General features: G+C 60.1%; 22 protein-coding genes. 12 read left to right on the top strand and 10 right to left on the bottom strand.

Translation table 11 applies throughout. The features are described 5' to 3' along the window. Window positions 1-107 precede the first annotated feature (107 nt). Window positions 108-1,034, top strand: a complete 927-nt coding sequence (tal, locus tag AACY36_RS11900) for a transaldolase (protein WP_339414851.1) — start codon at window positions 108-110, stop codon at window positions 1,032-1,034. Window positions 1,035-1,137: 103 nt separating this feature from the next. Here the strand turns inward: tal and rssC are convergent, their stop codons facing one another. Beyond that, complete coding sequence (gene rssC / locus AACY36_RS11895) at window positions 1,138-1,620, bottom strand: anti-sigma factor antagonist RssC (RefSeq protein WP_029293846.1); 483 nt, start codon at window positions 1,618-1,620, stop codon at window positions 1,138-1,140. Beyond that, a complete protein-coding gene (gene rssB, locus AACY36_RS11890; protein ID WP_339414852.1) occupies window positions 1,620-2,801 on the bottom strand; it encodes a two-component system response regulator RssB in 1,182 nt (393 codons plus the stop codon). The genes rssC and rssB overlap by 1 nt, the downstream gene beginning before the upstream one ends. Before the next feature lie 276 nt (window positions 2,802-3,077). Here rssB and AACY36_RS11885 point away from each other — a divergent pair, with 276 nt between their 5' ends. After that, window positions 3,078-3,374, top strand: a complete 297-nt coding sequence (locus tag AACY36_RS11885; protein ID WP_339414853.1) for a PilZ domain-containing protein — start codon at window positions 3,078-3,080, stop codon at window positions 3,372-3,374. A 61-nt stretch (window positions 3,375-3,435) separates the two neighbouring features. Here AACY36_RS11885 and AACY36_RS11880 read toward each other — a convergent pair whose 3' ends face one another. Continuing rightward, the gene (locus AACY36_RS11880; RefSeq protein WP_339497086.1) at window positions 3,436-4,125 is read right to left on the bottom strand and encodes an MlaA family lipoprotein; all 690 of its coding nucleotides are present in this window, start codon (window positions 4,123-4,125) and stop codon (window positions 3,436-3,438) included. A 196-nt stretch (window positions 4,126-4,321) separates the two neighbouring features. Between AACY36_RS11880 and AACY36_RS11875 the strand changes: the two genes are divergently transcribed. Together AACY36_RS11875 and AACY36_RS11870 are read left to right on the top strand one after the other, a co-directional pair. Further along, complete coding sequence (locus AACY36_RS11875) at window positions 4,322-4,930, top strand: HAD family phosphatase (protein ID WP_339414854.1); 609 nt, start codon at window positions 4,322-4,324, stop codon at window positions 4,928-4,930. 110 nt (window positions 4,931-5,040) lie between these two features. Beyond that, window positions 5,041-5,307: a DUF4404 family protein gene (locus AACY36_RS11870; protein ID WP_339414855.1), complete on the top strand. Its 267-nt coding sequence runs from the start codon at window positions 5,041-5,043 to the stop codon at window positions 5,305-5,307. A 136-nt stretch (window positions 5,308-5,443) separates the two neighbouring features. Here the strand turns inward: AACY36_RS11870 and queF are convergent, their stop codons facing one another. Both queF and copI read right to left on the bottom strand, forming a co-directional pair. Continuing rightward, window positions 5,444-6,274, bottom strand: coding sequence for an NADPH-dependent 7-cyano-7-deazaguanine reductase QueF (gene queF, locus AACY36_RS11865; RefSeq protein WP_339414856.1), 831 nt, complete (start codon window positions 6,272-6,274; stop codon window positions 5,444-5,446). 135 nt (window positions 6,275-6,409) lie between these two features. Then, window positions 6,410-6,922 carry a copper-resistant cuproprotein CopI gene (gene copI, locus AACY36_RS11860; protein WP_339414857.1) on the bottom strand — a complete coding sequence of 171 codons (513 nt, stop codon included), beginning with the start codon at window positions 6,920-6,922 and terminating at the stop codon, window positions 6,410-6,412. 155 nt (window positions 6,923-7,077) lie between these two features. Here copI and AACY36_RS11855 point away from each other — a divergent pair, with 155 nt between their 5' ends. Further along, window positions 7,078-7,758, top strand: coding sequence for a heavy metal response regulator transcription factor (locus AACY36_RS11855; RefSeq protein WP_339414858.1), 681 nt, complete (start codon window positions 7,078-7,080; stop codon window positions 7,756-7,758). Continuing rightward, a complete protein-coding gene (locus AACY36_RS11850) occupies window positions 7,755-9,101 on the top strand; it encodes a heavy metal sensor histidine kinase (protein WP_339414859.1) in 1,347 nt (448 codons plus the stop codon). Before AACY36_RS11855 ends, AACY36_RS11850 begins: the two co-directional genes overlap by 4 nt. Before the next feature lie 115 nt (window positions 9,102-9,216). Here AACY36_RS11850 and AACY36_RS11845 read toward each other — a convergent pair whose 3' ends face one another. From AACY36_RS11845 to AACY36_RS11835, 3 genes are all read right to left on the bottom strand, one after another. After that, complete coding sequence (locus AACY36_RS11845) at window positions 9,217-10,461, bottom strand: lipoprotein-releasing ABC transporter permease subunit (RefSeq protein WP_339414860.1); 1,245 nt, start codon at window positions 10,459-10,461, stop codon at window positions 9,217-9,219. Between the two features lie 62 nt (window positions 10,462-10,523). Further along, on the bottom strand, window positions 10,524-11,207 hold the full coding sequence (gene lolD / locus AACY36_RS11840; RefSeq protein ID WP_164487915.1) for a lipoprotein-releasing ABC transporter ATP-binding protein LolD: 684 nt from the start codon (window positions 11,205-11,207) through the stop codon (window positions 10,524-10,526). Between the two features lie 7 nt (window positions 11,208-11,214). Beyond that, entirely contained in the window at window positions 11,215-12,465 is a 1,251-nt protein-coding gene (locus AACY36_RS11835) for a lipoprotein-releasing ABC transporter permease subunit (protein ID WP_339414861.1), read from the bottom strand. A 94-nt stretch (window positions 12,466-12,559) separates the two neighbouring features. Between AACY36_RS11835 and AACY36_RS11830 the strand changes: the two genes are divergently transcribed. After that, entirely contained in the window at window positions 12,560-13,138 is a 579-nt protein-coding gene (locus AACY36_RS11830; protein ID WP_065889487.1) for a PilZ domain-containing protein, read from the top strand. Window positions 13,139-13,182: 44 nt separating this feature from the next. Further along, the gene (locus AACY36_RS11825; RefSeq protein WP_339497085.1) at window positions 13,183-13,905 is read left to right on the top strand and encodes a glycerophosphodiester phosphodiesterase; all 723 of its coding nucleotides are present in this window, start codon (window positions 13,183-13,185) and stop codon (window positions 13,903-13,905) included. 42 nt (window positions 13,906-13,947) lie between these two features. Here AACY36_RS11825 and sthA read toward each other — a convergent pair whose 3' ends face one another. After that, window positions 13,948-15,342: a Si-specific NAD(P)(+) transhydrogenase gene (gene sthA / locus AACY36_RS11820; protein ID WP_049709420.1), complete on the bottom strand. Its 1,395-nt coding sequence runs from the start codon at window positions 15,340-15,342 to the stop codon at window positions 13,948-13,950. A 260-nt stretch (window positions 15,343-15,602) separates the two neighbouring features. Between sthA and AACY36_RS11815 the strand changes: the two genes are divergently transcribed. Then, window positions 15,603-16,136, top strand: coding sequence for a chalcone isomerase family protein (locus tag AACY36_RS11815; RefSeq protein WP_339414863.1), 534 nt, complete (start codon window positions 15,603-15,605; stop codon window positions 16,134-16,136). 206 nt (window positions 16,137-16,342) lie between these two features. Here AACY36_RS11815 and AACY36_RS11810 read toward each other — a convergent pair whose 3' ends face one another. Then, entirely contained in the window at window positions 16,343-17,806 is a 1,464-nt protein-coding gene (locus AACY36_RS11810) for a glyceraldehyde-3-phosphate dehydrogenase (protein ID WP_339414864.1), read from the bottom strand. 340 nt (window positions 17,807-18,146) lie between these two features. Here AACY36_RS11810 and mfd point away from each other — a divergent pair, with 340 nt between their 5' ends. The 3 genes from mfd to AACY36_RS11795 are packed head-to-tail and all read left to right on the top strand — an operon-like array spanning window position 18,147 to window position 24,874. After that, window positions 18,147-21,596 carry a transcription-repair coupling factor gene (gene mfd, locus AACY36_RS11805; RefSeq protein ID WP_339414865.1) on the top strand — a complete coding sequence of 1,150 codons (3,450 nt, stop codon included), beginning with the start codon at window positions 18,147-18,149 and terminating at the stop codon, window positions 21,594-21,596. An 11-nt stretch (window positions 21,597-21,607) separates the two neighbouring features. After that, window positions 21,608-22,174, top strand: coding sequence for a CsiV family protein (locus tag AACY36_RS11800; RefSeq protein WP_339414866.1), 567 nt, complete (start codon window positions 21,608-21,610; stop codon window positions 22,172-22,174). Between the two features lie 9 nt (window positions 22,175-22,183). Next, window positions 22,184-24,874, top strand: a complete 2,691-nt coding sequence (locus AACY36_RS11795; protein WP_339414867.1) for a DEAD/DEAH box helicase — start codon at window positions 22,184-22,186, stop codon at window positions 24,872-24,874. Window positions 24,875-24,943 lie beyond the last annotated feature (69 nt).

The following is a 24,943-nucleotide window of genomic DNA, read 5'->3' as shown; positions in this document are numbered from 1 at the left end:
GGCTGTTTTCAGGTTGTTGCCCTCGCAAACGATCGAACGCATTTGCGCCCTTGAGTGCCTGCCGGCGCTCGGGTAATGTCATCAGACCCATAGGACAGAGCACGCCCATGACTTCCAAGCTGGAACAACTCAAGCAGTTCACCACCGTCGTAGCCGATACCGGCGATTTTTCTACCCTCGCCAAACTCAAGCCGCAAGACGCCACCACCAACCCTTCCCTGCTGCTCAAGGCCGCTTCGATCCCAGGCTATGCCAAGCTGCTGGATGAGTGCGTCAAGGACTGCAACGGCGACGTGGGCTTGGCCAGCGACCGTTTTGCGGTGGCGGTGGGTCAAGAGATCCTCAAAGTGGTACCGGGCCGCATTTCCACCGAGGTGGATGCCCGTCTGTCGTTCGACACTGACGCCGTACTCAAGCGTGCGCACCGTCTGATCGACCTGTACGACAAAGCCGGCGTTGGCCGCGACCGCGTGCTGATCAAGATCGCTTCAACTTGGGAAGGCATCCGCGCCGCCGAACAGCTGGAAAAAGAAGGCATCCAGACAAACCTGACCCTGCTGTTCTCGTTCGCCCAGGCCGTGGCGTGCGCAGAGGCTGGTGTGTTCCTGATTTCGCCGTTCGTCGGCCGTATCTACGACTGGTACAAGAAGGCCAACGGCAACGACTACACCGGCGCCGAAGACCCAGGCGTGCAGTCGGTGACACGTATCTACAACTACTACAAGGCCAATGGCTACAAGACTGTGGTGATGGGTGCGAGCTTCCGTAACCTGAGCCAGATTGAAGAGTTGGCTGGGTGTGATCGCCTGACCATCAGCCCGGACCTGCTGGAGAAGCTGGCGGCGGATGAGGGCACGCTGGCGCGTAAGCTGTCGCCGGGCCATGCCGGTGAAGCCCGTGTGCATCTGACTGAAGCGCAGTTCCGTTGGGAGTCCAACGAGGATGCGATGGCGACTGAGAAGTTGGCGGAAGGGATTCGTCAGTTTGCGCGAGATCAGGAAAAGCTGGAGGCGCTGTTGACTGCCAAGTTGTAAGGCGGGCAGCTGCAAGAAGGGCGGTACCCTCGCGGGTACCGCCCTTTTTAGTGCCCACGGGCTCAAGCCGGCCTCGGTTCAACTGTGTTTCAGCAGTTGGGGATCAGTGGCGTTCAAGGGCATTCACGAGGTCGTGAAAGGCTTCGCGATTGGACTCGTTGAGGCCCATCAGGATCTTGTGTGCCTCCAGCACCTTCAAACGCACCACTTCCTCGGACTGGTCCTGCGACGGCAGGTCAGTCAGGCATTCCGGGCAGGGGATGGGGCGGTCAACGATGTTGAACACCTGGTCGAAGCCCATGGACTGCAGCAGCCGGGTAATGTCTTCGTGGGTGGTGACGACCGTAGGCAACAGGCCGACCTTCTGCCGAGACAGAATGGACAACTTGGCCAACAGCCCAAGGGTGGTGCTATCGATGCTGCGGGTTTCGGTCAGATCGATCACGATCGCCGAGAAATTCAGTGCTGTGAAGATCCGCTCAATCGTCGCATCCAGCGCCGAACACAAGGTCAGGCGCACTTCACCGACAAATTTCAGGACGAAGGTCCCGTCTTGCTCGGCGAATTGGATTCTTCCGGTACTCATCAAAGATTCCTGCTCAACACCAATAGGGCGATATCATCCGGCATCTCCCCTAGCGTGGCCAATCCAAAAACCTGCCGCAGGCCATCCAGGCTGCCGCCCGCCGACTTGACCTTTTGGGGCAAAGCGGCTTCTTTCTCTTTGAGTGTAGGCTCTGGAAGGAGGTCCAGGATGCCGTCGGACATCAGCGTAAGGCTGAACGTCGGCGGCAGTTCCAGGATGTGGTCTTCGTAGGTGGCTTCATTGAATAAGCCTACGGGCAGACCACGCCCTTCCAGGTAACGCACACTGTCTGGAGTGTATAACACTGGCATCGGCAGGTGACCGCCGATGCTGTAGGTCAAAAGACCGGTTTCTTCGTCAATAACGCCGCCGACCATCGTCACGTGCTTGCCCAGCTTGCAGCTGATCAAGCCCCGGTTGATGTGGCCCAGCACCGCGGAGGGGGTGAACTCCGGCAAGGTGCCATTGCGTTTGGATTCGAACAGCAGCCGTGTGGTCATGAACTTCAACAACACGGTGACAAAAGCCGAGGAAGCACCATGGCCGGAGACGTCGGCCAGGTAGAACGCGACACGCCGCTCATCAACGCGGAAGTAATCGACAAAATCACCCGACAGGTACAGAGAAGGGATGATCTGGTGTGCAAACTGGAATTCGTCGATGGTCCAGGGGCTGACTGGCAGCATGTTCATCTGCACTTGGCGACCGGCGTTCTGGTCTTCCTGAAGCAGGTTAAGGCTGGCTTCGAGTTCGCGGTTGGCGGTTTCGAGCTTTTCACGGTAGCGCTGGTTTTCCACCAGAAGGCGTGCACGATCCAGGGCACGGCGCACCGAGTGCTCCAGCACCGCCAGGTCTTCCAGGGGCTTGATCAGGTAGTCGGCAGCACCCAGGCGCAGGGCTTCGACCGCATCATTCATCACGCCGGCGCCGGACACGACAATCACCGGCGTCTGCGGGGCGAGCTCAGTCACCTGCCGAATCAGCTCGAGGCCGCCCATCTGGGGCATGCGCAGATCGCAGATCACGAGGTCGGGCTGGTCGCGCTCGAATACCTGGAGACCCTGTTGGCCATTACTGGCCTGCAGGACGCTGAAGCCACTGTCTTCCAAATAGGCCGCGAGGCTCGCGCGCACTACTTCGTCGTCATCGATTATCAGCAGCGTGGCACTGGTTTTTTGCATGTGGGCAAACGGCGCCAGAATTAGGTTGGCGTAGGCGGCTCGGCAATGGCCGGGCTCACGTACTGGATTCGCTTTCTAGCCTCTCTGTCCTACAAAGCATTGGGATTTTGCCCATGCACAAAGGTAAAGCAGAGGTGCCCTTCTAAGGCGCAGACGGTACTCCCATCCGACAGGGGTTTCAAGCTCATGCCGATGGTCGCCGGACGTCTTTACACCGCAAATCACCGGGAGTTATAAGAACAGGCACGACCACAACACAAAGTAAGGATGAAACCTATGAGCGAGCATGAGCGCGACTACGCTGAAAAACGCGATTTCATCCGCATGCGTGTGGATGCCGATGTGTCTCTGATCCATGCGGGGCAGGAGATTGCCGGGGTTTGCGTGGACCTTTCCAGCTCTGGTATGCAGGTAAAGGCGACTCGCGAGTTCAACGTCGGCGACCTGCTGACGGTGCGCATCGATTCGGAGCACGCCGCACTGAAAGGACTGGAGGCGGACACCGAGGTGGTGTGGGCCAAAGCCAAAGGGGAAGACCAGCACCTTGGCCTCAAAATCCTGAAGATGCGCTGAAAGACGCGCACAAAAAAGGCGACCGCTGGGGTCGCCTTTTTTCATTTCAAAACGTCACAGCTTAGAAGTCGTCCACAACCTTGCCATCCTTGACCTTGAACTCACGGTTCTGCAGGTAGGCGTTGCGGATGAAGGTGTACTTGTCACCTGTGATCAGTTTTTCGCTGTCGAGCAAACTGGCGCGGACGTCAACAATGCCCAACCCCATGACACTGTTGCGCAGGGAAACATCATCCATGTAGCGGTACGGCTGCGTGTAGCTGTCCACGTACTTGGACGGCGCATCGCGCAGTGTGCTTGGGCCCAGCAGCGGGATCATCACGTATGGACCGCTGCCAACACCCCAGTAGCCGAGGGTCTGGCCGAAGTCTTCATCGCTGCGCTGCAGCCCCATTTTGGTGCCCACGTCAATAAAGCCGAGCACGCCGAAGGTGGTGTTGACCAGCAAACGGGCAGTGTCGACACCGGCATTGTGAGGCTTGAGCTGCAGCACGTTGTTGGCCAGGTTGCCGACGTCGCCGATGTTGCGGAAGAAGTTGTGGATACCGTCTTCGACAAATTGCGGGGTAATCCACTCATAGCCTTGGGCCAATGGCTTGAGGGCATAGGTATCAACGGTGTCGTTGAAGGTGAAGATGGGGCGGTTGACGCTTTCCCATGGATCATCTTCCGACGCTGCGTGTGCGGCGAACGGGGCCAGCAAGACAGTGGCACACACCGACAGCTGAGCGAAGTAGTGGCTCCAGCGCATAGCTTTTGCTCCTTGAATGGTCTGTCATGGGCGCTATGCCCTGAATAAGGCGTTCAGTATATGACGGAAGTGTCCAATTAGGCAGCTTCCGGGAAGCTGTCGCACGCAAAATGGACAAAATTCCTACAATTAACAATCTTGTCATCGACTTGTCATCTAGCCTCGATAGCGTCAGAGCTATTTCAGGGATGTCGACATGCCTCACGCCGAAATAGCTATCGCCAGTGCTCCCGCCTTGACTGCCGTTTTGTTTGGTTTGAGTGGCTGCCTGGTGGACTTCGGTTCCCGGGCGCGCACCGATTCGACCGCCCCCGATTCCCAAGCCACACCTGGCGCGCTGAAAATCCTGCGCAGCCTCAAGGAACAAGGCGTCCCCTGCGCCTGGCTGGATGAACTCCCTCCCTCTGTCACTACGCCCCTGGCCGTCACGCTGCCAGACTGGGTCAAGGCGACGCCACCTTCCTCGATCCGCTGGCCGGCGCCGCATGCCTGCTGGCAAGCCTTGATGGCGCTGAACATCGAACGCCTGGGAGGCTGCGTGTTGGTCAGCGGCGAACCGCGCCTATTGCAATCCGGGCTCAATGCCGGGTTGTGGACCATCGGCCTGGCCTCCTGCGGCTCGCTGTGCGGCATGGCACCCGAACAATGGCAAGCGCTGACCGAACAGGAACGCGAACACAAGCGCGGCAAGGCCACCGTCGCCCTGTACGGGTTGGGCGTGCACTCGGTCATTGATCACCTGGGCGAACTCGGCACCTGCCTGGCCGACATCAGCCTGCGCCAGCTCAAAGGCGAAAAGCCCTGACACGGATCATGCACAGTCGCCGCCGGTGGATTAATCTACAGGTCAGCCCGTAGACCTTTCTCGGCGTGCCGCGGTCTATGCCAGTGCCTATCGATAAAAGGAAACATGTCATGCCTGATCGCAAAAAACTGGAAGAACAGGTCGAGATCCTGCGCGGGCAGTTGGAACAGGAACCGCCGCTGTCGGAAGAGAAACGTGAAGCGCTGGAGGCCTTGATTGCCAAGTTTGAATTACAACTCGAACTGGAACCGGCCACCCAGACACCCAGTATTTCTGACGATGTGAATCAAGCTGCTATCGAGTTCGACGCCGAACACCCGGTCATTTCCGGGACTTTGCGCAATATCATGGTCACTTTGGGCAACATCGGGATCTGATTCCTGCCCCAAGCCAAACGCAGAACCCAATGTGGGAGCTGGCTTGCCTGCGATAGCGATCTTTCAGTCATTCTTCAGTCGACTGATACACCGCCATCGCAGGCAAGCCAGCTCCCACATTGGCTTTATATGAAGGCTACTGACGGGCCAGGCGCACGTTCTGGAACGCCACTTCTTCGGTGCTGCGATACGGGTTGATATCCAACCCGCCACGCCGCACGTACCGCGCATACACCGTCAACTTCTCAGGCTTGAGTAAACGCTGCAGGTCGAGAAAAATGCGCTCTACACATTGCTCGTGAAAGTCCGAGTGCTGGCGAAAGCTCACGAGGTATTCCAGCAGACTGGCGTGATCCAGCGCCGAGCCACGGTACTCCACCACCACACTGCCCCAGTCCGGCTGGCTGGTCACCGGGCAGTTGGATTTGAGCAGGTGGCTGTGCACGCTCTCCTCTACGATGCGCGATTCATCGCAACGCAGTAATTCCGGGCGCGGATGCTCGTAGCTGCTGACGTTGATATCCAGCTCATCAATGCACACGCCGGGCAACGCCATCACGCCTTCGGCCTCAATCTCGGCCAGGCTGCGGATGCGCACGCTCACCGGTTTGCCGGCAGCGGCGCTGAGGTCGGTACGCAGAGTCGCCTCAAGGCTGGCCGTATCGGCAAACGCGGTCTGGTTAAACGAGTTGAGGTACAGCTTGAACGACTTTGACTCGATGATGTTCGGCGAGTCGGCCGGGATACTGAATTCACCGATGGCCACCACCGGCTTGCCCGACGGTAGCAGCCAGGACAGTTCGAAGCAGTTCCAGAAATCCACGCCCTTATAAGGCAAGGTCTCGGCACTCAGGCCCAGCTCGGCCCATTTGGCGGCACGCGGGATCGGGAACAGCAAGGAAGGGGTGTAGGTGGAGATGTATTCACTGGACTTGCCCAGCGGCGAATGTTCGGCTGCGGGATGCATGGCGGAAACCTGGCTAAATAAACCGCGCCAGTCTACCAGCCTTTGCGCCTACCCTTAAAAAACACAGCGCCGCCCCACCCCGTAGAAGCTCAGGCAAGCGCCTCACCGGACTCGCTTCAAGACGCCACCTGCGAATTAGTTGACGTTAAGCTTGCCGACCATGCCCGCTTGGTAATGCCCCGGAAGGTTGCAGGCAAACTCCAGGCCCGTGGCCTTAGTAAAAGTCCAGGTCAACTCGGCAGTTTTACCAGGCTCGACCAATACGCTATTGGGGTCATCGTGCTTCATCGCGCCATGGCCCATGGCGCTGTGGTCCATTTCGCCCATACCGGTGGCGGTGAGCATGCCACTGGCCTGCATCTGTAACATTTCCTTCTGGTGCTCGGCATGCATGGCCGCATCACCCAGGTTGAATTCGTGGAGCAACCGGCCCTTGTTGACCAGTACAAAGCGCACCGTCTCACCAGCTTTTACGTCCAGGGACTTTGGCGAAAAGGAAATGTCCTGCAGCGTCACTTCCACGGTGCGCGTGGCTTTGCTCGCAGGGGCTGGCTGGCCGAAGGCATAGGCGTGCGCCGCATCAGCCACCGCATCGAAACTCAACGCCAGCAGGCAACCCGCCAACAACAGGGGTGTACGTAACGCCATGTCTATTCTCCAAAAATGTGTAACGAGCTTGGGCAGCACTCTAAGATGACGTCGCTGCCAGCCAGCTGACTGCTAGATTACAACTTTGTCAGCTTGGCCCCCTGCCCTGGCACCCAAGGTATAAAGCCGTCGTGAACCGTTGCCAAGAGCCGCCCATGAAACTGCTGATCGTCGAAGACCAACCCAAAACCGGCCATTATCTGCGCCAGGGACTGGCCGAGGCGGGCTTTACAACCGAATTGGTGGCCGACGGTACCAGCGGCCAGCACCTGGCACTGACCGGGGACTACGACTTGCTGATCCTCGACGTGATGCTGCCCGGCCGTGATGGCTGGCAAATCCTCCACGCCGTGCGCAGTGCAGGCCTGGACATCCCGGTGCTGTTCCTCACCGCCCGCGACGCGGTGGAAGACCGTGTGCACGGTCTTGAACTGGGCGCAGACGATTACCTGGTCAAACCCTTCGCCTTTTCCGAACTGCTGGCCCGCGTACGCAGCCTGTTGCGCCGTGGCAGCAGCTCGCCTCAGGAAACCGCACTGCACCTGGCCGACCTGCGCCTTGACCTGATCCGCCGCCGCGTCGAACGGGACGGCCAGCGTATCGACCTGACCGCCAAGGAATTCTCCCTGCTGGAATTGCTGCTGCGCCGCCAGGGCGAAGTGCTGCCCAAATCGCTGATCGCCTCCCAGGTCTGGGACATGAACTTCGACAGCGACACCAACATCATCGAAGTCGCGATCCGCCGCTTGCGCCTGAAAGTCGACGATAACTTCCCTACCAAACTGATCCACACCGTACGCGGCATGGGTTACGTGCTGGAGGAGCGCGTCAATTGATCAAGCGCCTGTCCCTGGCCAGCCGCCTGGCGCTGCTGTTTGCCGCCTGCACCGCAGTGGTGTCGTTGATCGCCGGCGTGCTGTTCAACCACGCCAGCGAGGCGCACTTCATTGAGTTGGACCAGCAACAGCTCGACAGCCAACTGGTGGCGCTGCGCAGCACCTTGCAGGGTGTCGATTCGCCAGACGCATTCGCCAGACGTGAAGCGCAACTGCGCGCCGAACTCAATCGCCAACCCGAGCTCAGGCTGCGCATCACCGCCGCCGGCCAGCGCTGGCTGGACGATGCGCCAAGCGTGAACTTGCCAGACGCACCCGGCCTGCACAGCCTGCAAAATGCCGGCACCGACTATCGGGTGTACAACGCGCCGCTGAGGGCAAACCAACCCGACTCACCCCAACTGACGCTGATGCTCGACATCACCCACCACCAACATTTCCTGCAGCGCATGCAGCACCTGATCTGGCTCACCGTCGGCCTGTCGGCCCTGACCACCGCCCTGCTCGGCGCCTGGGCCGCGCGCAGTGGGTTACGGCCGTTGCGACGCATGGGTGAAGTGGCTGCCAGTGTGTCCGCGCACTCCCTGACCCAACGCCTGCCCCAGAAACACATGCCGGTGGAACTGGCCGAGCTGGCCCAGGCCTTCAACGCCATGCTGGGTCGCCTGGACGACGCGTTCCAGCGCCTCTCAGCGTTCTCCGCCGATATCGCCCATGAACTGCGCACGCCACTGTCGAACCTGCTGACCCATACCCAAGTGATCCTGACCCAGCCACGCCCGCTGGAGGATTACCGCGAGGCGCTGCACAGCAACCTGGAAGAGCTGCAATGGATGGCGCAGTTGGTCAACGACATGCTGTACCTGGCCAAAGCGGATCATGGCTTGCTCATGCCCAAGCGCGAGCCTTTGGCGCTGGCAGATGAAGTGGATGCTTTGCTGGAGTTTTTCGCGTTGCTGGCGGAAGACGCCCAAGTCAGCCTGATTCGCGAAGGTACTGCCCATACGCGGGGTGATCGCAGCATGTTGCGCCGGGCCCTGTCGAACTTGCTGGATAACGCGCTGCGGTTTACGCCAGCGGGCGGCGAAGTAAGGGTGCAGATGACGGATGGCGTGAGGTTGACGCTTGAGAACACAGGGGAAGGCATTCCACCCGAGCTGTTACCGAAGTTGTTTGACCGCTTCTATCGGGCTGATCCAGCGCGGCACGAGGGCAGCAGCGAGCACGCGGGGCTGGGGTTGGCGATTACCCAGTCGATTGTGCGGGCGCATGGGGGGAGGATTTTTTGTGAGTCTGAAGTGGGGTTGACGCGGTTTGTGATTGAGTTGCCAACAGTAGATTGATGCAGCTGTGCCGGCCCTTTCGCGAGCAAGCCCGCTCCCACATTCGACCGAGTACATCCTGTGAAATGCGGTCAAAATGTGGGAGCGGGCTTGCTCGCGAAAGCGGTCTTACATCCTACGAATACCTGAGGGCATGCGCCGGCTCTATCTTCGCCGCCCGATACGCCGGATACAGCGTCGCCAAAAAGCTCAACACAAACCCCGCCGCGCAGATCAGCACCACATCCCCGCCTTGCAGCTCCGAAGGCAGGTTGCTGACAAAGTACACATCCGAACTGAAGATGTGCTGCCCGGTGACTCGCTCCACCCAAGCCACCAGCTCACTCACGTTCAGCGCCGCTATCACGCCCAGTACACCGCCAATCAGGGTACCGACGATACCGATCACCGTGCCCTGCACCATGAAGATCGCCATGATCTGCCGTGGCGTGGCGCCGATGGTGCGCAGGATCGCAATGTCTGCGCCTTTGTCGTTCACTACCATGATCAAGGTAGCAATGATGTTGAACGCCGCCACAGCGACGATCATCAGCAACAGCAGGCCGATCATGGTCTTTTCCATTTTCATTGCGCTGAACAGGCTGCCTTGAGTGTGCGTCCAATCATCAGGCTTATAGGCCGCGCCCAGGCTGGCGGCGATATCCGCCGAGACCTTGGGCGCCGCATACAGGTCTTTCACCGCCAGGCGCACGCTTTGCACCTGGTTCGGCTGCCAATGCTGTATCTCGGCCGCGTCGGCCATGTGGATCAAGGCCATCGAACCATCCAGCTCGGCGCCAACCTTGAAGATCCCGACCACGTTCAAGCGCTGCATGCGCGGGGTGATCCCCCCCGGTGCGGTGCTGATTTCCGGCACGATCAGGGTCAGCTTGTCGCCCACATTCAGGCGAAAACGCCGGGCAGTGATTTCGCCGACCACCACGCCGAACTCGCCGGGTTTCAGGTCATCCAGTTTGCCGCGCACGATGTGCTGGGCCACGATCGACACCTTGCCTTCCTGCGCTGGGTCGACGCCGCTGATCTCGATCGGCTGCATCGCGCCCTTGTAGGAAAACATGCCGTCCATCTGCGTGAAAGGTACTGCGGCAGTCACTTCCGGATTCTTCATCGCGGCGGCGGCCACGGGCTGCCAATCGTCAATCGGGTTCACGCCGACGATGGTGGCGTGGGGCACCATGCCGAGGATGCGCGAGCTCATTTCGCGCTGGAAGCCGTTCATCACCGACAGCACCACGATCATCGCCAATACGCCCAAGGCGAGGCCGATCATCGAGGTCATCGAGATAAACGATACAAAACGGTTGCGGCGCTTGGCGCGGGTATAGCGCGTGCCGATGAAAATCGATAACGGTCTGAACATTCGCGTGCACCGCCTGAAAAAATGAAAAAGCCCGGCGCTTAAAGCACCGGGCTTGAAACGGGTCAGATGGCGACCAGATGACCTTCCTGCAGGTGCAACACGCGGTCCATCTGCCGGGCCATGCTCATGTCATGGGTCACCACCAGGAACGCGGTGCGCATCTGGGTGCTCAGTTCCAGCATCAAGTCCTTGATGCCCTGGGCAGTGTGGGAGTCGAGGTTGCCGGTGGGCTCGTCGAGCATCACCAGGCCCGGGTTGTTCACCAGGGCGCGGGCAATCGCCACACGCTGACGCTCGCCGCCGGACAGTTCGGCCGGCTTGTGTTCCAGGCGATGGCCGAGGCCGACGCGTTCCAGCAAGGCCTTGGCGCGCTGGCGGGCTTGCGGGATCGCGGTCTTGCCGATCAACAGCGGCATGCACACGTTTTCCAGGGCGGTGAACTCCGGCAACAGGTGGTGGAACTGGTACACAAAGCCCAAAGAACGGTTGCGCAATTGGCCACGGGCCTTTTCGCCCAGGGCCGACAGTTCTTCACCAGCCAGCCATACGCTGCCCTGGGACGGCGTATCAAGCCCGCCCAGCAGGTTCAGCAAGGTACTTTTGCCGGAGCCCGAACTGCCGACGATCGCTACGCGCTCGCCGGGGTGCAGTTCAAGTTGCAGGTTGGACAACACGACAACCGATTCCGGGCCCTCCTCGTAGGATTTGCCCAGGTTTCGGCAGCTCAGGATTGCTTTTTCACTCATGCCCGATTCACTCATAACGTAAGGCCTGTGCTGGCTGGGTACGTGCCGCGCGCCAGGCTGGATACAGGGTGGCAAGGAAACTCAGGACCAACGCAGCGCCGCCCACCATCAACACGTCCTGGGTTTGCACCTGGGACGGCAAGTAGTCGATGAAGTAGACGTCAGCGTTGAGAAACTTATGGCCGAGCACGTTTTCCAGTGCGGCAATGGCGGCGCTGACATTCAACGCAGCCAGGATCCCGACGGCGGTGCCGATCAAGGTGCCGACCACGCCAATCACCGTGCCTTGCACCATAAAGATCGCCATGATCTGCCCCGGCGTGGCGCCAAGCGTGCGCAGGATGGCGATATCGCCCTTCTTGTCATTCACCACCATCACCAGCGTGGAGATGATATTGAAAGCCGCCACGGCGACGATCAGCAGCAACAGCAGGCCGATCATGGCTTTTTCCATGCGGATGGCCTGGTACAGGTTGCCGTGGGTACGGGTCCAGTCGCGGGCGTAGTATTGGCTCTCACCCAAATGCTGGGCGATTTCCCAGGCACCGCGCGGCGCGTCGAACAGGTCGTTGAACTTCAGGCGCAAGCCCTGCACCTGGTCCGGCTGCCAGCGATGCAGGCGGGCCAGGTCGGTGAGGTTGGTCAGGCCGAGGTAGCCGTCGATCTCGCCGGCACCCACGTGGAAGGTGCCCACCACGGTAAAGCGCTTCATGCGCGGAAACATACCGGCCGGGGTCACAGTGACTTCCGGCGCGACGAAGGTCAGCTTGTCGCCGAGGCCCACGCCGAGCTTGGCCGCAGCCTTGTCGCCGATCACGATGCCGAAGCTGCCCGGCGCCAAGTCATCGAGTTTGCCCTGCAACATGAACTTGTCGATGATCGAGACTTTGCGTTCCTGGGCCGGGTCGATGGCATTGAGCAGGATCTTCTGCACCTTGCCGTCGTTGGTCAGCAACCCCTGCATCTGGGTAAACGGCGCAACGGCCAGTACCTTGGGGTTCTGCTTGACCTTGTCGGCGAGGCTTTGCCAGTCACTGATGGGCGCATCGCCCTCAATAGTCGCGTGGGGCACCATGCCCAGCACGCGGGTGCGCATCTCATGATCGAAGCCGTTCATCACCGAGAGCACCACGATCATCACGACCACGCCCAAGGCGAGCCCGATCATCGAGGTCAGGGAAATGAACGACACAAAATGATTGCGACGCTTTGCACGGGTATAACGCGTGCCGATAAATACGAAGAGAGGTCTGAACATGTCGGGGCTTGTTCGGAGGAAAAGAAGACGTCCCGGTGGCGGGGTCTGGTAAGCAGCTTTACACTCAGACCATTACCGTTACCTGGGGTTCGCCATGTCGACATTAGATGAAGAAGAGCGCCGCGAATACTACCGTATCGACGACATGATCGCACTCCAAATCAAAAGCCTGTCTGCCCCCGAAGCGGCGAGCAAGGAAGTGTTGCTGGATGATTCGCCGCTGTTCAACCTGCTCAGCGAGTTGCACCTGAGTGAATTCGAAGCCCAGCACCTGTTGCGTCAGCTCAGCGAGAAGGATCGCACCCTCGCCGCCTTCCTCCGCGTGCAGAACAAACGCGTGGACCTGCTCAGCCAGATCATGGCGCGCGGCCTGCTGGATGAGGTCGGCGCACCGCAACCGGTGATCATTTCCGAAGGCGGTATCGACTTCCAACACCCCACTCCCCTGGCGACTGGCGCACACCTCGCGGTCAAACTGGTGCTGATGCCCCAGGCGCTCGGCCTGCTGCTGCGCGCGCGCGTCACCCATTGCGATCCCAAAGGCGATGGCTTTGACGTCGGCACGGAATTCGAATCCATGACCGATGCCCAACGCCAACTGCTCGCGCGCTACATCCTGCAGAAACAGGCCCAGGAACGTCGCCTGGCGCGGGAACAAAGCGACGACATCTGAATGTGTATTCACTACGCCAGTCATCCTGGCGCGAAGGAGCAACTGTGACCCTGATCTACGGCCATCGCGGTGCCAAAGGCGAAGCACCGGAAAACACCCTGACCAGCTTTCAGGAGTGCCTCAAGCACGGCGTACGCCGTTGCGAACTGGACTTGCACCTGTCCATGGACGGGGAGCTGATGGTCATGCACGACCCGACCCTAAAACGCACCGCCGACCGGCGTGGCAAGGTCGTCGAGTATTCGGCGGCGGACCTGATGAAGATGGATGCGCGCAAAGGCGGCCCGGGCTGGATCCAGCCGTGCCCGATCCCGCGCCTGGAGGAGCTGTTCGAAAAGTGCGACTTCGATCACTGGCAACTGGAAGTCAAAAGCGCCTCACGCACCCGCGCCGCCACCACGGTGCTGGCGATCCGCGAGATGGCCGTGCGCTTTGGCCTGATGGACAAAGTCACCGTCACCTCAAGCTCAAGGGAAGTATTGAAAGCAGCGGTTGACCTCACCCCCGACCTGTCACGCGGCCTGGTGGCCGAGTACGCCTGGCTCGACCCGCTGAAGGTCGCGCAAAACTACGGCTGTGAGTATCTGGCGTTGAACTGGACGCTGTGCACCCCTGAACGTCTGGAAAAAGCCCAGCGCCAGGGTTTGCACGTATCCGTGTGGACAGTCAACGAACCTGCGCTGATGCGCAGGCTCGCCGACTTCGGCGTAGATAGCCTGATTACAGACTTTCCCGGTTTGGCCACTGCCACCCTCGGGAATTACTGAAATCGGTCTCCCCGGCCGGCTCAGGCCACCGGCCGGAGCCGCTCAAAAAAGCCGGTTGAGGCCGTCGTAGGCAGCTACCCGATAGGCTTCAGCCATGGTCGGGTAGTTGAACGTGGTGTTGACGAAATACTTGAGGGTATTGAGTTCACCCGGCTGGTTCATGATCGCCTGGCCGATGTGGACGATCTCCGAAGCCTGGTAGCCGAAGCAGTGCACGCCGAGCACTTCCAGGGTTTCACGGTGGAACAGGATCTTCAGCATGCCTTGCGGCTCACCGGCGATCTGCGCACGCGCCATGCTCTTGAAGAACGCCTTGCCCACTTCGTAGGGCACCTTGGCCTTGGTCAGTTCGTGCTCGTTCTTGCCGATCGAGCTGATCTCGGGAATCGTGTAGATCCCGGTCGGCACGTCGTTCACGTAGCGCCAGCTGCCATTGTCGACGATGCTGCCCGCCGCCGAACGGCCTTGGTCATGGGCGGCACTGGCCAGGCTCGGCCAGCCGATCACGTCACCGGCGCCGTAGATGTTGGTCACGCAGGTACGGTAGTTTTCATCGACCTCGATCTGACCACGACTGTTGACCTTGACCCCGATGTTTTCCATGCCGAGCTTGTCAGTGTTGCCGGTACGGCCGTTGCACCACAGCAAGGCGTCGGCCTTGATCTTCTTGCCGGACTTGAGGTGCAGGATCACACCGTTATCCAGGCCTTCGACCCGCTCATACTCTTCGTTATGGCGCACGGTGATGTTGTTGTTGCTGAAGTGGTAGCTCAACGCCTGGGAAATTTCCGAGTCGAGGAAGCTCAGCAACTGGTCACGGTTGTCGACCAGCTCCACCAGCACCCCCAGGCCGCTGAAGATCGAGGCGTATTCACAGCCGATCACGCCGGCACCGTAGATGATCAGTTTGCGCGGGGTGTGGCCCAGGCTCAGGATGGTGTCGCTATCGTAGATACGCGGGTGGTGGAAATCGATATCCGCCGGACGATACGGGCGTGAACCGGTGGCGATGATGATGTGCTTGGCCACTAGCTTCTCGACCACGCCGTTGGGGCAGACCACTTCGACGGTTTGCTCGTCGGCGAAGCTGCCAGTGCCGAAGAACAGGTCGACACGGTTACGGGCGTAGTAGCCCGTACGCGAAGCAACCTGCTTGGAGATGACTTTCTCGGCGCTTTTCAGCACGTCCGGGAACGAGAACCAGCGCGGCTCACCAATGGCCCGGAACATCGGGTTGGTGTTGAACTGCATGATCTGGCGCACCGAGTGACGCAAGGCCTTGGACGGGATGGTGCCCAGGTGGGTGCAGTTACCGCCGACTTGGCGACGGCTATCGACCATCGCCACCTTGCGCCCGGCCTTCGCGGCGTTCATCGCCGCACCTTCTCCAGCTGGGCCGGAACCCAGTACCACCACGTCGTAGTTGTAGACAGCCATGCGTACTCCTCAGAACAGGCCAGGCGTACGGTTGGACGCCGGGCTAAATCATGCCGCGGCCAGCGGTCATGAAGGACAATTTGGCTCAAGTGTGTGAACCGGGGCACAGTCTATATAAGGCGTAACGCCGCGCACATTAACCCTTGGTCGCGTCGTAGGCCAGTATTGCCTTTACTACACAGCGCAGATTATCCCTGAACCCTGCCGCTGCCGGAAAATGAATTACCCTGTAGTCACGCATCTTTTCGGGACGGGCCATTATGCGGCATATAGTTTTCTGTTTATTACTGATGCTGTCGATCACAGCACACGCCAATGAGGCGGAACGGCTAAAGCAGGCCAACTTCCCGGCACAGTCACAGGAACTGCCCCTGAAAAACCAGGCTGTGCTCACCTACCTCTGGGCCGACGTGTACGCGGCCGCGCTGTATACCCCTTCGGAATTGAGCGCCAAACAGGCCTGGGAGCAGAAAAAGGCGCTGCGCCTGACGCTGTATTACTTTCGCGACATCGACCGCAATGACGTGATCAAGGCGGCCAATACGACCCTGGAACGCCAACAAGCAAGCGCGAGCTTGAAGCCTGAGCTGGAAAAACTGCATGCCCGCTTTCGTGACATTCAAGCCGGTGATCGATATGCCCTGGATTATCGACCAGGGCGTGGCTTGAACCTAGAGATCAATGGGCAAGTGCTGTTCAGCAGTCGCGATGACGCGCTGGCGAGGGCCTACCTGGGGATCTGGTTGGCGCCCAAGGGGTTGTCCGAGGAGTTGCGCAACAAATTGCTGAATTGAGGATTTGCGCCGACTGAACTGCCGCCTTCGCGAGCAAGTCGAATCGCCGCACCGCCGCGCCCACATTTTGACCGCGTTTTTTCAGGGAGTACACGGTCCAAATGCGGGACCTGGCTTGCCTACGAAGCGGCCCCACAGACAACACAAAACCCCCAGCCATGAAAAAGCCCCGAACCAGTCGGGGCTTTTTCACTTACCGCTAATGCTTAGCGTGGAAACGCAGGCGGGTTGACCCCAGCCATGTCTTCCATCACGCGAACCACTTGGCAGCTGTAACCGAACTCGTTGTCGTACCAGACATACAGTACAACGCGGTTGTCCTGGGTAATGGTCGCCTCAGCGTCCACCACTCCGGCGTGGCGCGAGCCAACGAAGTCAGTGGAGACCACTTCCTGCGAGTTGACGTAGTCGATTTGCTTGTGCAGGTCGGAGTGCAGCGCCATGTAGCGCAGGTACTCGTTCATCTCTTCACGGGTAGCGGCTTTCTCAAGGTTCAGGTTGAGAATCGCCATCGACACGTTAGGCGTCGGCACGCGGATCGCGTTACCGGTCAGCTTGCCGGCCAGCTCAGGCAGGGCCTTGGCAGCAGCAGTGGCAGCACCGGTCTCGGTGATCACCATGTTCAACGCGGCGCTGCGGCCACGGCGATCGCCCTTGTGGAAGTTGTCGATCAGGTTCTGGTCGTTGGTGTACGAGTGAACCGTCTCAACGTGGCCATTGACGATACCGAACTTGTCATTCACCGCCTTCAGCACCGGCACGATGGCGTTGGTGGTGCAGGAAGCGGCGGACACGATCTTGTCGTCAGCCGTGATTTCAGCGTGGTTGATGCCGTGCACGATGTTCTTCAGCTTGCCCTTGCCAGGCGCGGTCAGGACAACGCGGTCGATACCTGGGCAGGCCAGGTGCTGGCCCAGGCCTTCGGCGTCACGCCATACGCCGGTGTTGTCCACCAGAAGAGCGTCCTTGATGCCGTACTGGGTGTAATCCACCTCGGACGGGTTCTTCGCGTAGATCACCTGGATCAGGTTACCGTTGGCGGTGATGGTGTTGTTTTCTTCGTCGATGGTGATGGTGCCGTTGAACGAACCGTGTACCGAATCGCGGCGCAGCAGGCTGGCGCGTTTGGTCAGGTCGTTCTCGGCGCCTTTGCGCACCACGATGGCCCGCAGGCGCAGGCCGTCGCCACCACCGGTTTTTTCGATCAGGATGCGCGCCAACAGGCGGCCGATACGACCAAAGCCGTACAGCACAACGTCGGTGCCTTTGCGGGCTGCGGCGCTCTGCTGGCCAACCACATCGGCCATTTCTTCACGCACGAACTGCTCGGCGCTGCGGCCTGCGCCTTCTTTGCGGAATTTATAGGCCAGCTTGCCCAGGTCTACCGAAGCCGCGCCGAGCTTGAGCTCGCTCATGGCTTTGAGCAGTGGGAATGTTTCGTGGACGGAGAGTTCGCTGTCGTCGGCGGAACGGTGACGCGCAAAGCGGTGAGCTTTGAGAATCGCGATGACAGACTGGTTGATCAGGCTGCGGCCATAGATCGAGCTCACCACATTGTTATTGCGGTACAGCTGACCGATAAGCGGGATCATCGCTTCTGCGAGTGCTTCACGGTCGATCCATTCACCAAGACACTGGTCGGGCTTCTGAGTCACGGGAACCTTCCACATGTAGGGGCTGAAAAAAGGGGCTACATTATGCCGCCCGACTGCCCTTGGAGCAATGCGCGTCCTACAACAAAAAAGCTTTGCGCAAAAAAGCCACCCCGCTGGAGCCCAGTAAATACGCGGGTTACAGAAGACCTCTCTTTGGGCAACAACGCCGACTTGTCCGTAACCCTCCAAAACAATCGCGTATTTCGGCACTACATATTGAGTCAAAACACGCCATTGTTTGTCTTAGCCACTACATTTCCTACAAACCGTAATAGGCTCAGTCAGAAACTGACAGGCGGCACCTCTGGCCGTTACAATTACCGACTTTGTCGCAACGCTTGGAGCTCAACCTTCCGTGCCCGTTCTGCGTCTACCGCTTCTCCCTGCCGCGGCAGGTAAACAGCACTGGGGCAACCTGCCCGGTGCCGCCCTTAGCCTGGCCATCGCCGAGGCTGCCAGCGCAGCCAAGCGCTTTACCCTGCTGCTCACCGCCGACAGCCAAAGTGCCGAACGGTTGGAGCAGGAGCTGAGCTTCTTCGCCCCTGATTTGCCGGTGCTGCATTTTCCCGATTGGGAAACCCTGCCCTACGACCTGTTCTCGCCGCATCAGGACATCATCTCGCAGCGCATCGCCAGCCTGTACCGCTTGCCGGAACTGGCCCACGGTGTGCTGGTGGTGCCGATCACCACGGCACTGCATCGCCTGGCACCGACCAAGTTCCTGCTGGGCAGCAGCCTGGTCCTGGATATCGGCCAGAAGCTCGATGTGGAACAGATGCGCACGCGCCTGGAGGCCAGCGGCTACCGCTGCGTCGACACGGTGTACGAGCACGGTGAATTTGCGGTGCGCGGTGCGCTGATCGACCTGTTCCCGATGGGCAGTAAACTGCCCTATCGCATCGACCTGTTCGATGACGAAATCGAGACCCTGCGCACCTTCGATCCGGAAAACCAGCGTTCCATCGACAAAGTCGACTCGATCAAGCTGCTGCCGGCCCGGGAATTCCCGCTGCAAAAAGACGCGGTCACGCGCTTCAAGGCGCGCTTCCGTGAGCGTTTCGACGTCGACTTCCGTCGTTGCCCGATCTTTCAGGACTTGAGCAGCGGGATTACACCCGCGGGGATCGAGTACTACCTGCCGCTGTTCTTCGACGAAACGTCTACCTTGTTCGATTACTTGCCCCAGGACACGCAAGTATTCTCGCTGCCGGGTATCGAGCAGGCGGCAGAAAACTTCTGGAACGACGTGCGTAACCGCTATGAAGAGCGCCGCGTTGATCCGTCCCGGCCTTTATTGCCGCCCGCCGAGCTGTTCCTGCCGGTAGAAGATTGCTTCGCGCGCTTGAAAAACTGGCCACGCGTAGTTGCCAGCCAACAAGATGTGGACGCGGGTAGTGGCCGCGAGCGCTTCCCGGCGGGGACACTGCCGGATCTGGCGATCCAGGCTAAAGCCACACAACCGCTGGAAGCGCTGTCCAACTTCCTGGGCGACTTCCCTGGCCGAGTGCTGTTTACCGCTGAGTCCGCCGGGCGTCGCGAAGTCCTGCTGGAGCTGCTGGAACGCCTGAAGCTGCGACCGAAAACCGTCGACAGCTGGCCGGACTTTGTAAAAAGCAAAGAACGCCTGGCGATCACCATCGCACCGCTGGACGAAGGCCTGTTGTTGGACGACCCGGCCCTGGCGCTGATCGCCGAGAGCCCGCTGTTCGGCCAGCGCGTGATGCAACGTCGACGCCGCGAAAAACGCGCCGACGCCAACAACGACGCGGTGATCAAAAACCTCACCGAGCTGCGCGAAGGCGCGCCGGTGGTGCATATCGACCACGGCGTTGGCCGCTACCTCGGCCTGCAAACCCTGGAAATCGACAACCAGGCCGCCGAATTCCTCACCATGGAATACGCCGAGGGCGCCAAGCTCTACGTGCCGGTGGCCAGCCTGCACCTGATCGCCCGCTACACCGGCAGCGACGACGCCCTGGCGCCGTTGCATCGCCTGGGTTCCGAGACCTGGCAGAAGGCCAAGCGCAAGGCCGCCGAACAAGTCCGCGACGTCGCCGCCGAACTGCTCGACATCTATGCCCGCCGCGCAGCGCGCGAAGGTTACGCGTTCGCCGACCCGAAAGCCGACTACGCCACCTTCAGCGCCGGCTTTGCTTTCGAAGAAACCCCGGACCAGCAAACCACCATCGAAGCGGTGCGCGCCGACATGCTCGCGCCCAAGCCGATGGACCGCCTGGTGTGTGGCGACGTGGGCTTCGGCAAGACCGAAGTGGCGATGCGCGCCGCCTTCATCGCCGTGCACGGCGGCCGCCAGGTAGCGATCCTGGTGCCGACCACCCTGCTCGCCCAGCAGCACTACAACAGCTTCCGCGATCGCTTTGCCGACTGGCCGGTGACCGTGGAAGTGATGAGCCGCTTCAAGTCGGCCAAGGAAGTGAACGCCGCCATCGCTGACCTGGCGGAAGGCAAGATCGACATCGTGATCGGCACCCACAAGCTGTTGTCGGACGATGTGAAGATCAAGAACCTCGGCCTGGTGATCATCGACGAAGAACACCGTTTTGGGGTACGTCAGAAGGAACAACTCAAGGCCCTGCGCAGCGAAGTCGACATCCTCACCCTCACCGCCACGCCGATTCCGCGCACGCTGAACATGGCGGTGTCGGGCATGCGCGACCTGTCGATCATCGCCACGCCACCGGCGCGGCGCTTGTCGGTACGCACCTTTGTGATGGAGCAGAACAAAAGCACGGTCAAGGAAGCGCTGCTACGGGAATTGCTGCGCGGCGGGCAGGTTTACTACTTGCACAACGATGTGAAGACCATCGAGAAATGTGCTGCCGACCTCGCCGAATTGGTACCGGAAGCGCGCATCGCCATCGGCCACGGGCAGATGCGCGAACGCGAACTCGAACAGGTGATGAGCGACTTCTACCACAAGCGCTTCAACGTGCTGATCGCCTCGACCATCATCGAGACCGGTATCGACGTGCCGAGCGCTAACACCATCATCATCGAGCGCGCCGACAAATTCGGCCTGGCGCAGCTGCACCAGCTGCGCGGCCGGGTGGGTCGCAGTCACCACCAGGCGTATGCCTATTTGCTCACGCCGCCGCGCCAGCAAATCACTTCCGACGCGGAAAAGCGCCTGGAAGCCATCGCCAACACTCAGGACCTGGGCGCCGGTTTTGTACTGGCCACCAACGACCTGGAAATCCGTGGCGCCGGCGAGCTGCTGGGCGACGGCCAGAGCGGGCAGATCCAGGCGGTGGGTTTCACCCTGTATATGGAGATGCTTGAACGCGCGGTGAAAGCCATCCGCAAAGGCGAGCAACCGAACCTCGATCAACCCTTGGGCGGCGGTCCGGAAATCAACCTGCGCTTGCCGGCGTTGATTCCCGAAGACTACCTGCCGGACGTGCATGCGCGGTTGATCCTGTACAAACGCATCGCCTCGGCCACCGACGAAGAAGGCCTCAAGGACCTGCAGGTGGAGATGATCGACCGCTTCGGCCTGCTGCCGGAACCGACCAAGAACCTGGTGCGCCTGACCTTGCTCAAATTGCAGGCCGAGCAGTTGGGCATCAAGAAAGTCGACGCCGGGCCGCAGGGAGGGCGCATCGAATTTGAAGCACAGACCCCGGTGGACCCATTGGTGCTGATCAAGCTGATCCAGGGCCAGCCGAACCGCTACAAGTTCGAAGGGGCTACGCTGTTCAAGTTCATGGTGCCGATGGAACGCGCTGAAGAACGCTTTAATACACTGGAGGCGTTGTTCGAGCGCCTCATCCCGAAATCTGCTTGAAGGACGCCCCAATGCGCCTGTTCCGCATTTTGAGCTTGTTGTTGGTGGCAGTGGCACCTGCGGCGTTTGCCGATAGCCCGTACCTGGTGGAAATGATCCTGGTGCGCCAGAACGCAGAGCCGCCGCTCAACAGCCGCGCCGCCCCGGAAAACTGGGATGCCGGGGCGGCCCGCCTGGGCGATAAACTGAGCCCGCCGCGCTTGTCCAACATTGTCGATAAGCTGCGCGCCGACTCCTCCTACACGGTGCTGCTACACAAGGCGTGGGAACAGAACCTGGGGGAGCAGCCGGTCAACGTCGCCATCTCCGACGGCCAGGAGCAGTTTGGTCAGTTTCCTATCGAAGGCGTATTGAGCCTGCAACTGGGCCGATTTACCGATATCGATACGAACTTCTGGATCAACCAGTTCGACAGCAACGGCAGTGTGATCGCCAGCGAACACTTGAGCCAGACCGACGTGCGCACCAAGAACAACCAACTCAACTACCTGGATGGCGGCCACCTGGCGCTTCTGATCAAGATCACCTCGCTCACCGCCAAGCCACCCAGCGCGCCACCGCCTGACATTCAGGACTGATCCAGCGCCATGGCCCTGACGTCGTCGCTGACCAAACCCCTGGCCCCTTCGTGGGCCAATCGCTTCAAAGAGCAGAGCCTGGAGCGCGGGCGACGTTATGCCTTGGAGAACCGGGTGCGCATCGTTGAGTCCGGCGACAGCACCATCATCGCCAGCTGCGAAGGCTCGGGCAGCAACGTTTATCGGCAAACCATCTCGCTGCGCGAATCGGCCAAAGGCACGCTGATACTGGTGGACAGCCGCTGTACCTGCCCGGTGCACACCAACTGCAAACACATCGCGGCGGTGCTGCTTAAAGTCCAGGAAACCCTGGCCTACCCGGCCGCCGCACAGGATGCCGAGTTGCTGGAAAAACTCCAGGCCGTGCTGGAAAACCGCGTGGCGTTGCCGCAGGTGGTGATGGAAGACGTGCTGCCCGTACCGCGTTTGTGGTTGGCCAGTGTCGAGTTCAGTGCATTTGAACCGCGCAACGGCAAGATGCAGCGCTACATCCAGCACCGCGCGGCACTGTCCTTCAACTACTTGGGCAATTACGTCAGCGGGCAGAAAAACGCCGACATCATCGTGCGCCAGGACACCCAGAGCCTGCGCATCAAGCGGCATCCCGAGCTGGAGCAACCCTATCGCGAGCAACTTCGGTTGCTCGGTTTCAAGATCGCCACGCGTCAGAGCAAAGCCCTGCCGGAAAGCGCCGGCGAGCTGTTCGAGCTGGTCAATGACAGCGCCTGGCTGAACTTTACCCTCAATGCCTCGCCGACCTTGCGGGCCGAGGGTTGGGAGTTGCAGATCGAAGAAGATTTCGGGTTCGATCTGAGCGCCGTCGATGACTGGTACGCCACCGTCGATGAAGGGCCGGAACGTGACTGGTTCGACCTGGAGCTGGGGATTATCGTCAATGGCGAACGGCTGAGCCTGCTGCCGATCCTGCTGAACCTGATGCGCTCACACACAGAGATCCTGAATCCGGAAAAACTCGCGCGACGCCGCGATGATGAGCTGATCCTGGTGAACATTCCCGGCTTGCCCAATGGCCATGGTCCGCTGCAAGTGGCCTTGCCTTACGGCCGGCTAAAACCCGTGCTGGCCACCCTCGGCGAGTTCTACCTGCAAGAAGCCGGCAGCACCACGCTGCGCCTGGCCAAGGCTGATGCGATTCGCCTGAACCCGCTGGAAGACCTGCCGCTGCAATGGGAAGGTGGCGAGAAGATCCGCAACTTCGCCCAACGCCTGCGGGATATCAAGGATTTCACCAGCGTGGCGCCCGAAGGGCTGAACGCGACCTTGCGCCCGTATCAACTGGAAGGCTTGAGTTGGATGCAGTCGCTGCGTCAGCTGGACGTTGGCGGGATACTTGCGGATGACATGGGCCTGGGCAAAACCCTGCAGACCCTGGCGCATATTCTCACTGAGAAAGCCGCCGGGCGCCTGGACCGGCCGTGCATGGTCGTGATGCCCACCAGCCTGATTCCCAACTGGCTTGATGAAGCAGCGCACTTCACGCCACAGCTCAAGGTATTGGCGTTGTATGGCGCAACGCGCAAGAAACACTTCGCCAACCTGCAGGACTATGACCTGCTGCTGACCACCTACGCGCTGCTGCCCAAGGACATCGAACAGCTCGCCGCCCTGCCCCTGCATGTACTGATCCTCGATGAAGCGCAGTACATCAAGAACCCTAATAGCAAAGCCGCCCAGGCGGCGCGCGAGCTGAATGCGCGGCAGCGCTTGTGCCTGAGTGGTACGCCGCTGGAAAACCACTTGGGTGAACTGTGGTCGCTGTTCCACTTCCTGTTGCCGGGCTGGCTGGGCGAAGTAAAAAGTTTCAACCGCGATTACCGCGTGCCCATCGAAAAGCGCGCCAGCGATGTGCGATTGCAGCACCTGAACGGTCGGATCAAACCCTTCTTGCTGCGACGCACCAAGGAACAGGTCGCTACAGAGTTGCCGCCCAAGACCGAGATCATCCACTGGGTCGACCTCAACGAGGCGCAGCGCGATGTGTACGAAACCATGCGCCTGGCCATGGACAAGAAGGTGCGAGACGAGATTACCCGCAAGGGCGTGGCGCGCAGCCAGATCATCATTCTTGAAGCGCTGTTGAAGTTGCGTCAGGTGTGCTGCGATTTACGCTTGGTCAACGACGCCGCCCTGCCCGCAAGGGGCAGTAGCTCGGGAAAGCTCGATAGCTTGATGCACATGCTCGAAGAACTGTTTGCCGAAGGACGGCGAATTCTGCTGTTCTCCCAGTTCACCTCGATGTTGAGCCTGATCGAAGTGGAGCTTAAAAAGCGTGGCGTGGCCTACGCGCTATTGACCGGCCAGACCCGCGATCGGCGTACGCCGGTGAAGGACTTTCAGAGTGGCAAGCTGCAGGTTTTTCTGATCAGCCTGAAGGCCGGCGGTGTAGGCCTGAACCTGACCGAAGCCGACACGGTGATCCATTACGACCCTTGGTGGAACCCCGCTACGGAGAATCAGGCGACTGACAGGGCGTACCGGATCGGGCAGGAAAAGCCGGTGTTCGTCTACAAGATGATTGCGCGGGGTACGGTGGAGGAAAAAATCCAGCACCTGCAGAAGGAAAAGTCAGACTTGGCGGCGGGTGTGCTGGATGGGCGCACGACCGGGGATTGGCAGTTGGGCAATGAGGATATTGAAGCGTTGTTTGCGCCGTTGCCCCACAAGCAAGAGAAGCGTTGACGGTTAGACCGCTATCGCAGGCAAGCCAGCTCCCACCTTTGGAATGCAATCCCATGTGGGAGCTGGCTT

The organism is Pseudomonas sp. EA_15y_Pfl1_P101 (genome assembly GCF_963970835.1).
GTDB lineage: Bacteria > Pseudomonadota > Gammaproteobacteria > Pseudomonadales > Pseudomonadaceae > Aquipseudomonas > Aquipseudomonas tritici.
This window is presented reverse-complemented; position numbering and strand designations above follow the sequence as displayed.

Bases quoted from the DNA above. Each gene is read 5' to 3' on its own strand.
- rssC (WP_029293846.1), bottom strand. From the start codon at position 1,620: ATGAGTACCGGAAGAATCCAATTCGCCGAGCAAGACGGGACCTTCGTC.
- AACY36_RS11810 (WP_339414864.1), bottom strand. From the start codon at position 17,806: ATGTGGAAGGTTCCCGTGACTCAGAAGCCCGACCAGTGTCTTGGTGAA.
- copI (WP_339414857.1), bottom strand. From the start codon at position 6,922: ATGGCGTTACGTACACCCCTGTTGTTGGCGGGTTGCCTGCTGGCGTTG.
- AACY36_RS11855 (WP_339414858.1), top strand. From the start codon at position 7,078: ATGAAACTGCTGATCGTCGAAGACCAACCCAAAACCGGCCATTATCTG.
- AACY36_RS11830 (WP_065889487.1), top strand. From the start codon at position 12,560: ATGTCGACATTAGATGAAGAAGAGCGCCGCGAATACTACCGTATCGAC.
- AACY36_RS11875 (WP_339414854.1), top strand. From the start codon at position 4,322: ATGCCTCACGCCGAAATAGCTATCGCCAGTGCTCCCGCCTTGACTGCC.
- AACY36_RS11845 (WP_339414860.1), bottom strand. From the start codon at position 10,461: ATGTTCAGACCGTTATCGATTTTCATCGGCACGCGCTATACCCGCGCC.
- AACY36_RS11835 (WP_339414861.1), bottom strand. From the start codon at position 12,465: ATGTTCAGACCTCTCTTCGTATTTATCGGCACGCGTTATACCCGTGCA.
- AACY36_RS11795 (WP_339414867.1), top strand. From the start codon at position 22,184: ATGGCCCTGACGTCGTCGCTGACCAAACCCCTGGCCCCTTCGTGGGCC.
- lolD (WP_164487915.1), bottom strand. From the start codon at position 11,207: ATGAGTGAAAAAGCAATCCTGAGCTGCCGAAACCTGGGCAAATCCTAC.
- tal (WP_339414851.1), top strand. From the start codon at position 108: ATGACTTCCAAGCTGGAACAACTCAAGCAGTTCACCACCGTCGTAGCC.
- queF (WP_339414856.1), bottom strand. From the start codon at position 6,274: ATGCATCCCGCAGCCGAACATTCGCCGCTGGGCAAGTCCAGTGAATAC.
- AACY36_RS11885 (WP_339414853.1), top strand. From the start codon at position 3,078: ATGAGCGAGCATGAGCGCGACTACGCTGAAAAACGCGATTTCATCCGC.
- rssB (WP_339414852.1), bottom strand. From the start codon at position 2,801: ATGCAAAAAACCAGTGCCACGCTGCTGATAATCGATGACGACGAAGTA.
- AACY36_RS11800 (WP_339414866.1), top strand. From the start codon at position 21,608: ATGCGCCTGTTCCGCATTTTGAGCTTGTTGTTGGTGGCAGTGGCACCT.
- AACY36_RS11870 (WP_339414855.1), top strand. From the start codon at position 5,041: ATGCCTGATCGCAAAAAACTGGAAGAACAGGTCGAGATCCTGCGCGGG.
- sthA (WP_049709420.1), bottom strand. From the start codon at position 15,342: ATGGCTGTCTACAACTACGACGTGGTGGTACTGGGTTCCGGCCCAGCT.
- AACY36_RS11880 (WP_339497086.1), bottom strand. From the start codon at position 4,125: ATGCGCTGGAGCCACTACTTCGCTCAGCTGTCGGTGTGTGCCACTGTC.
- AACY36_RS11815 (WP_339414863.1), top strand. From the start codon at position 15,603: ATGCGGCATATAGTTTTCTGTTTATTACTGATGCTGTCGATCACAGCA.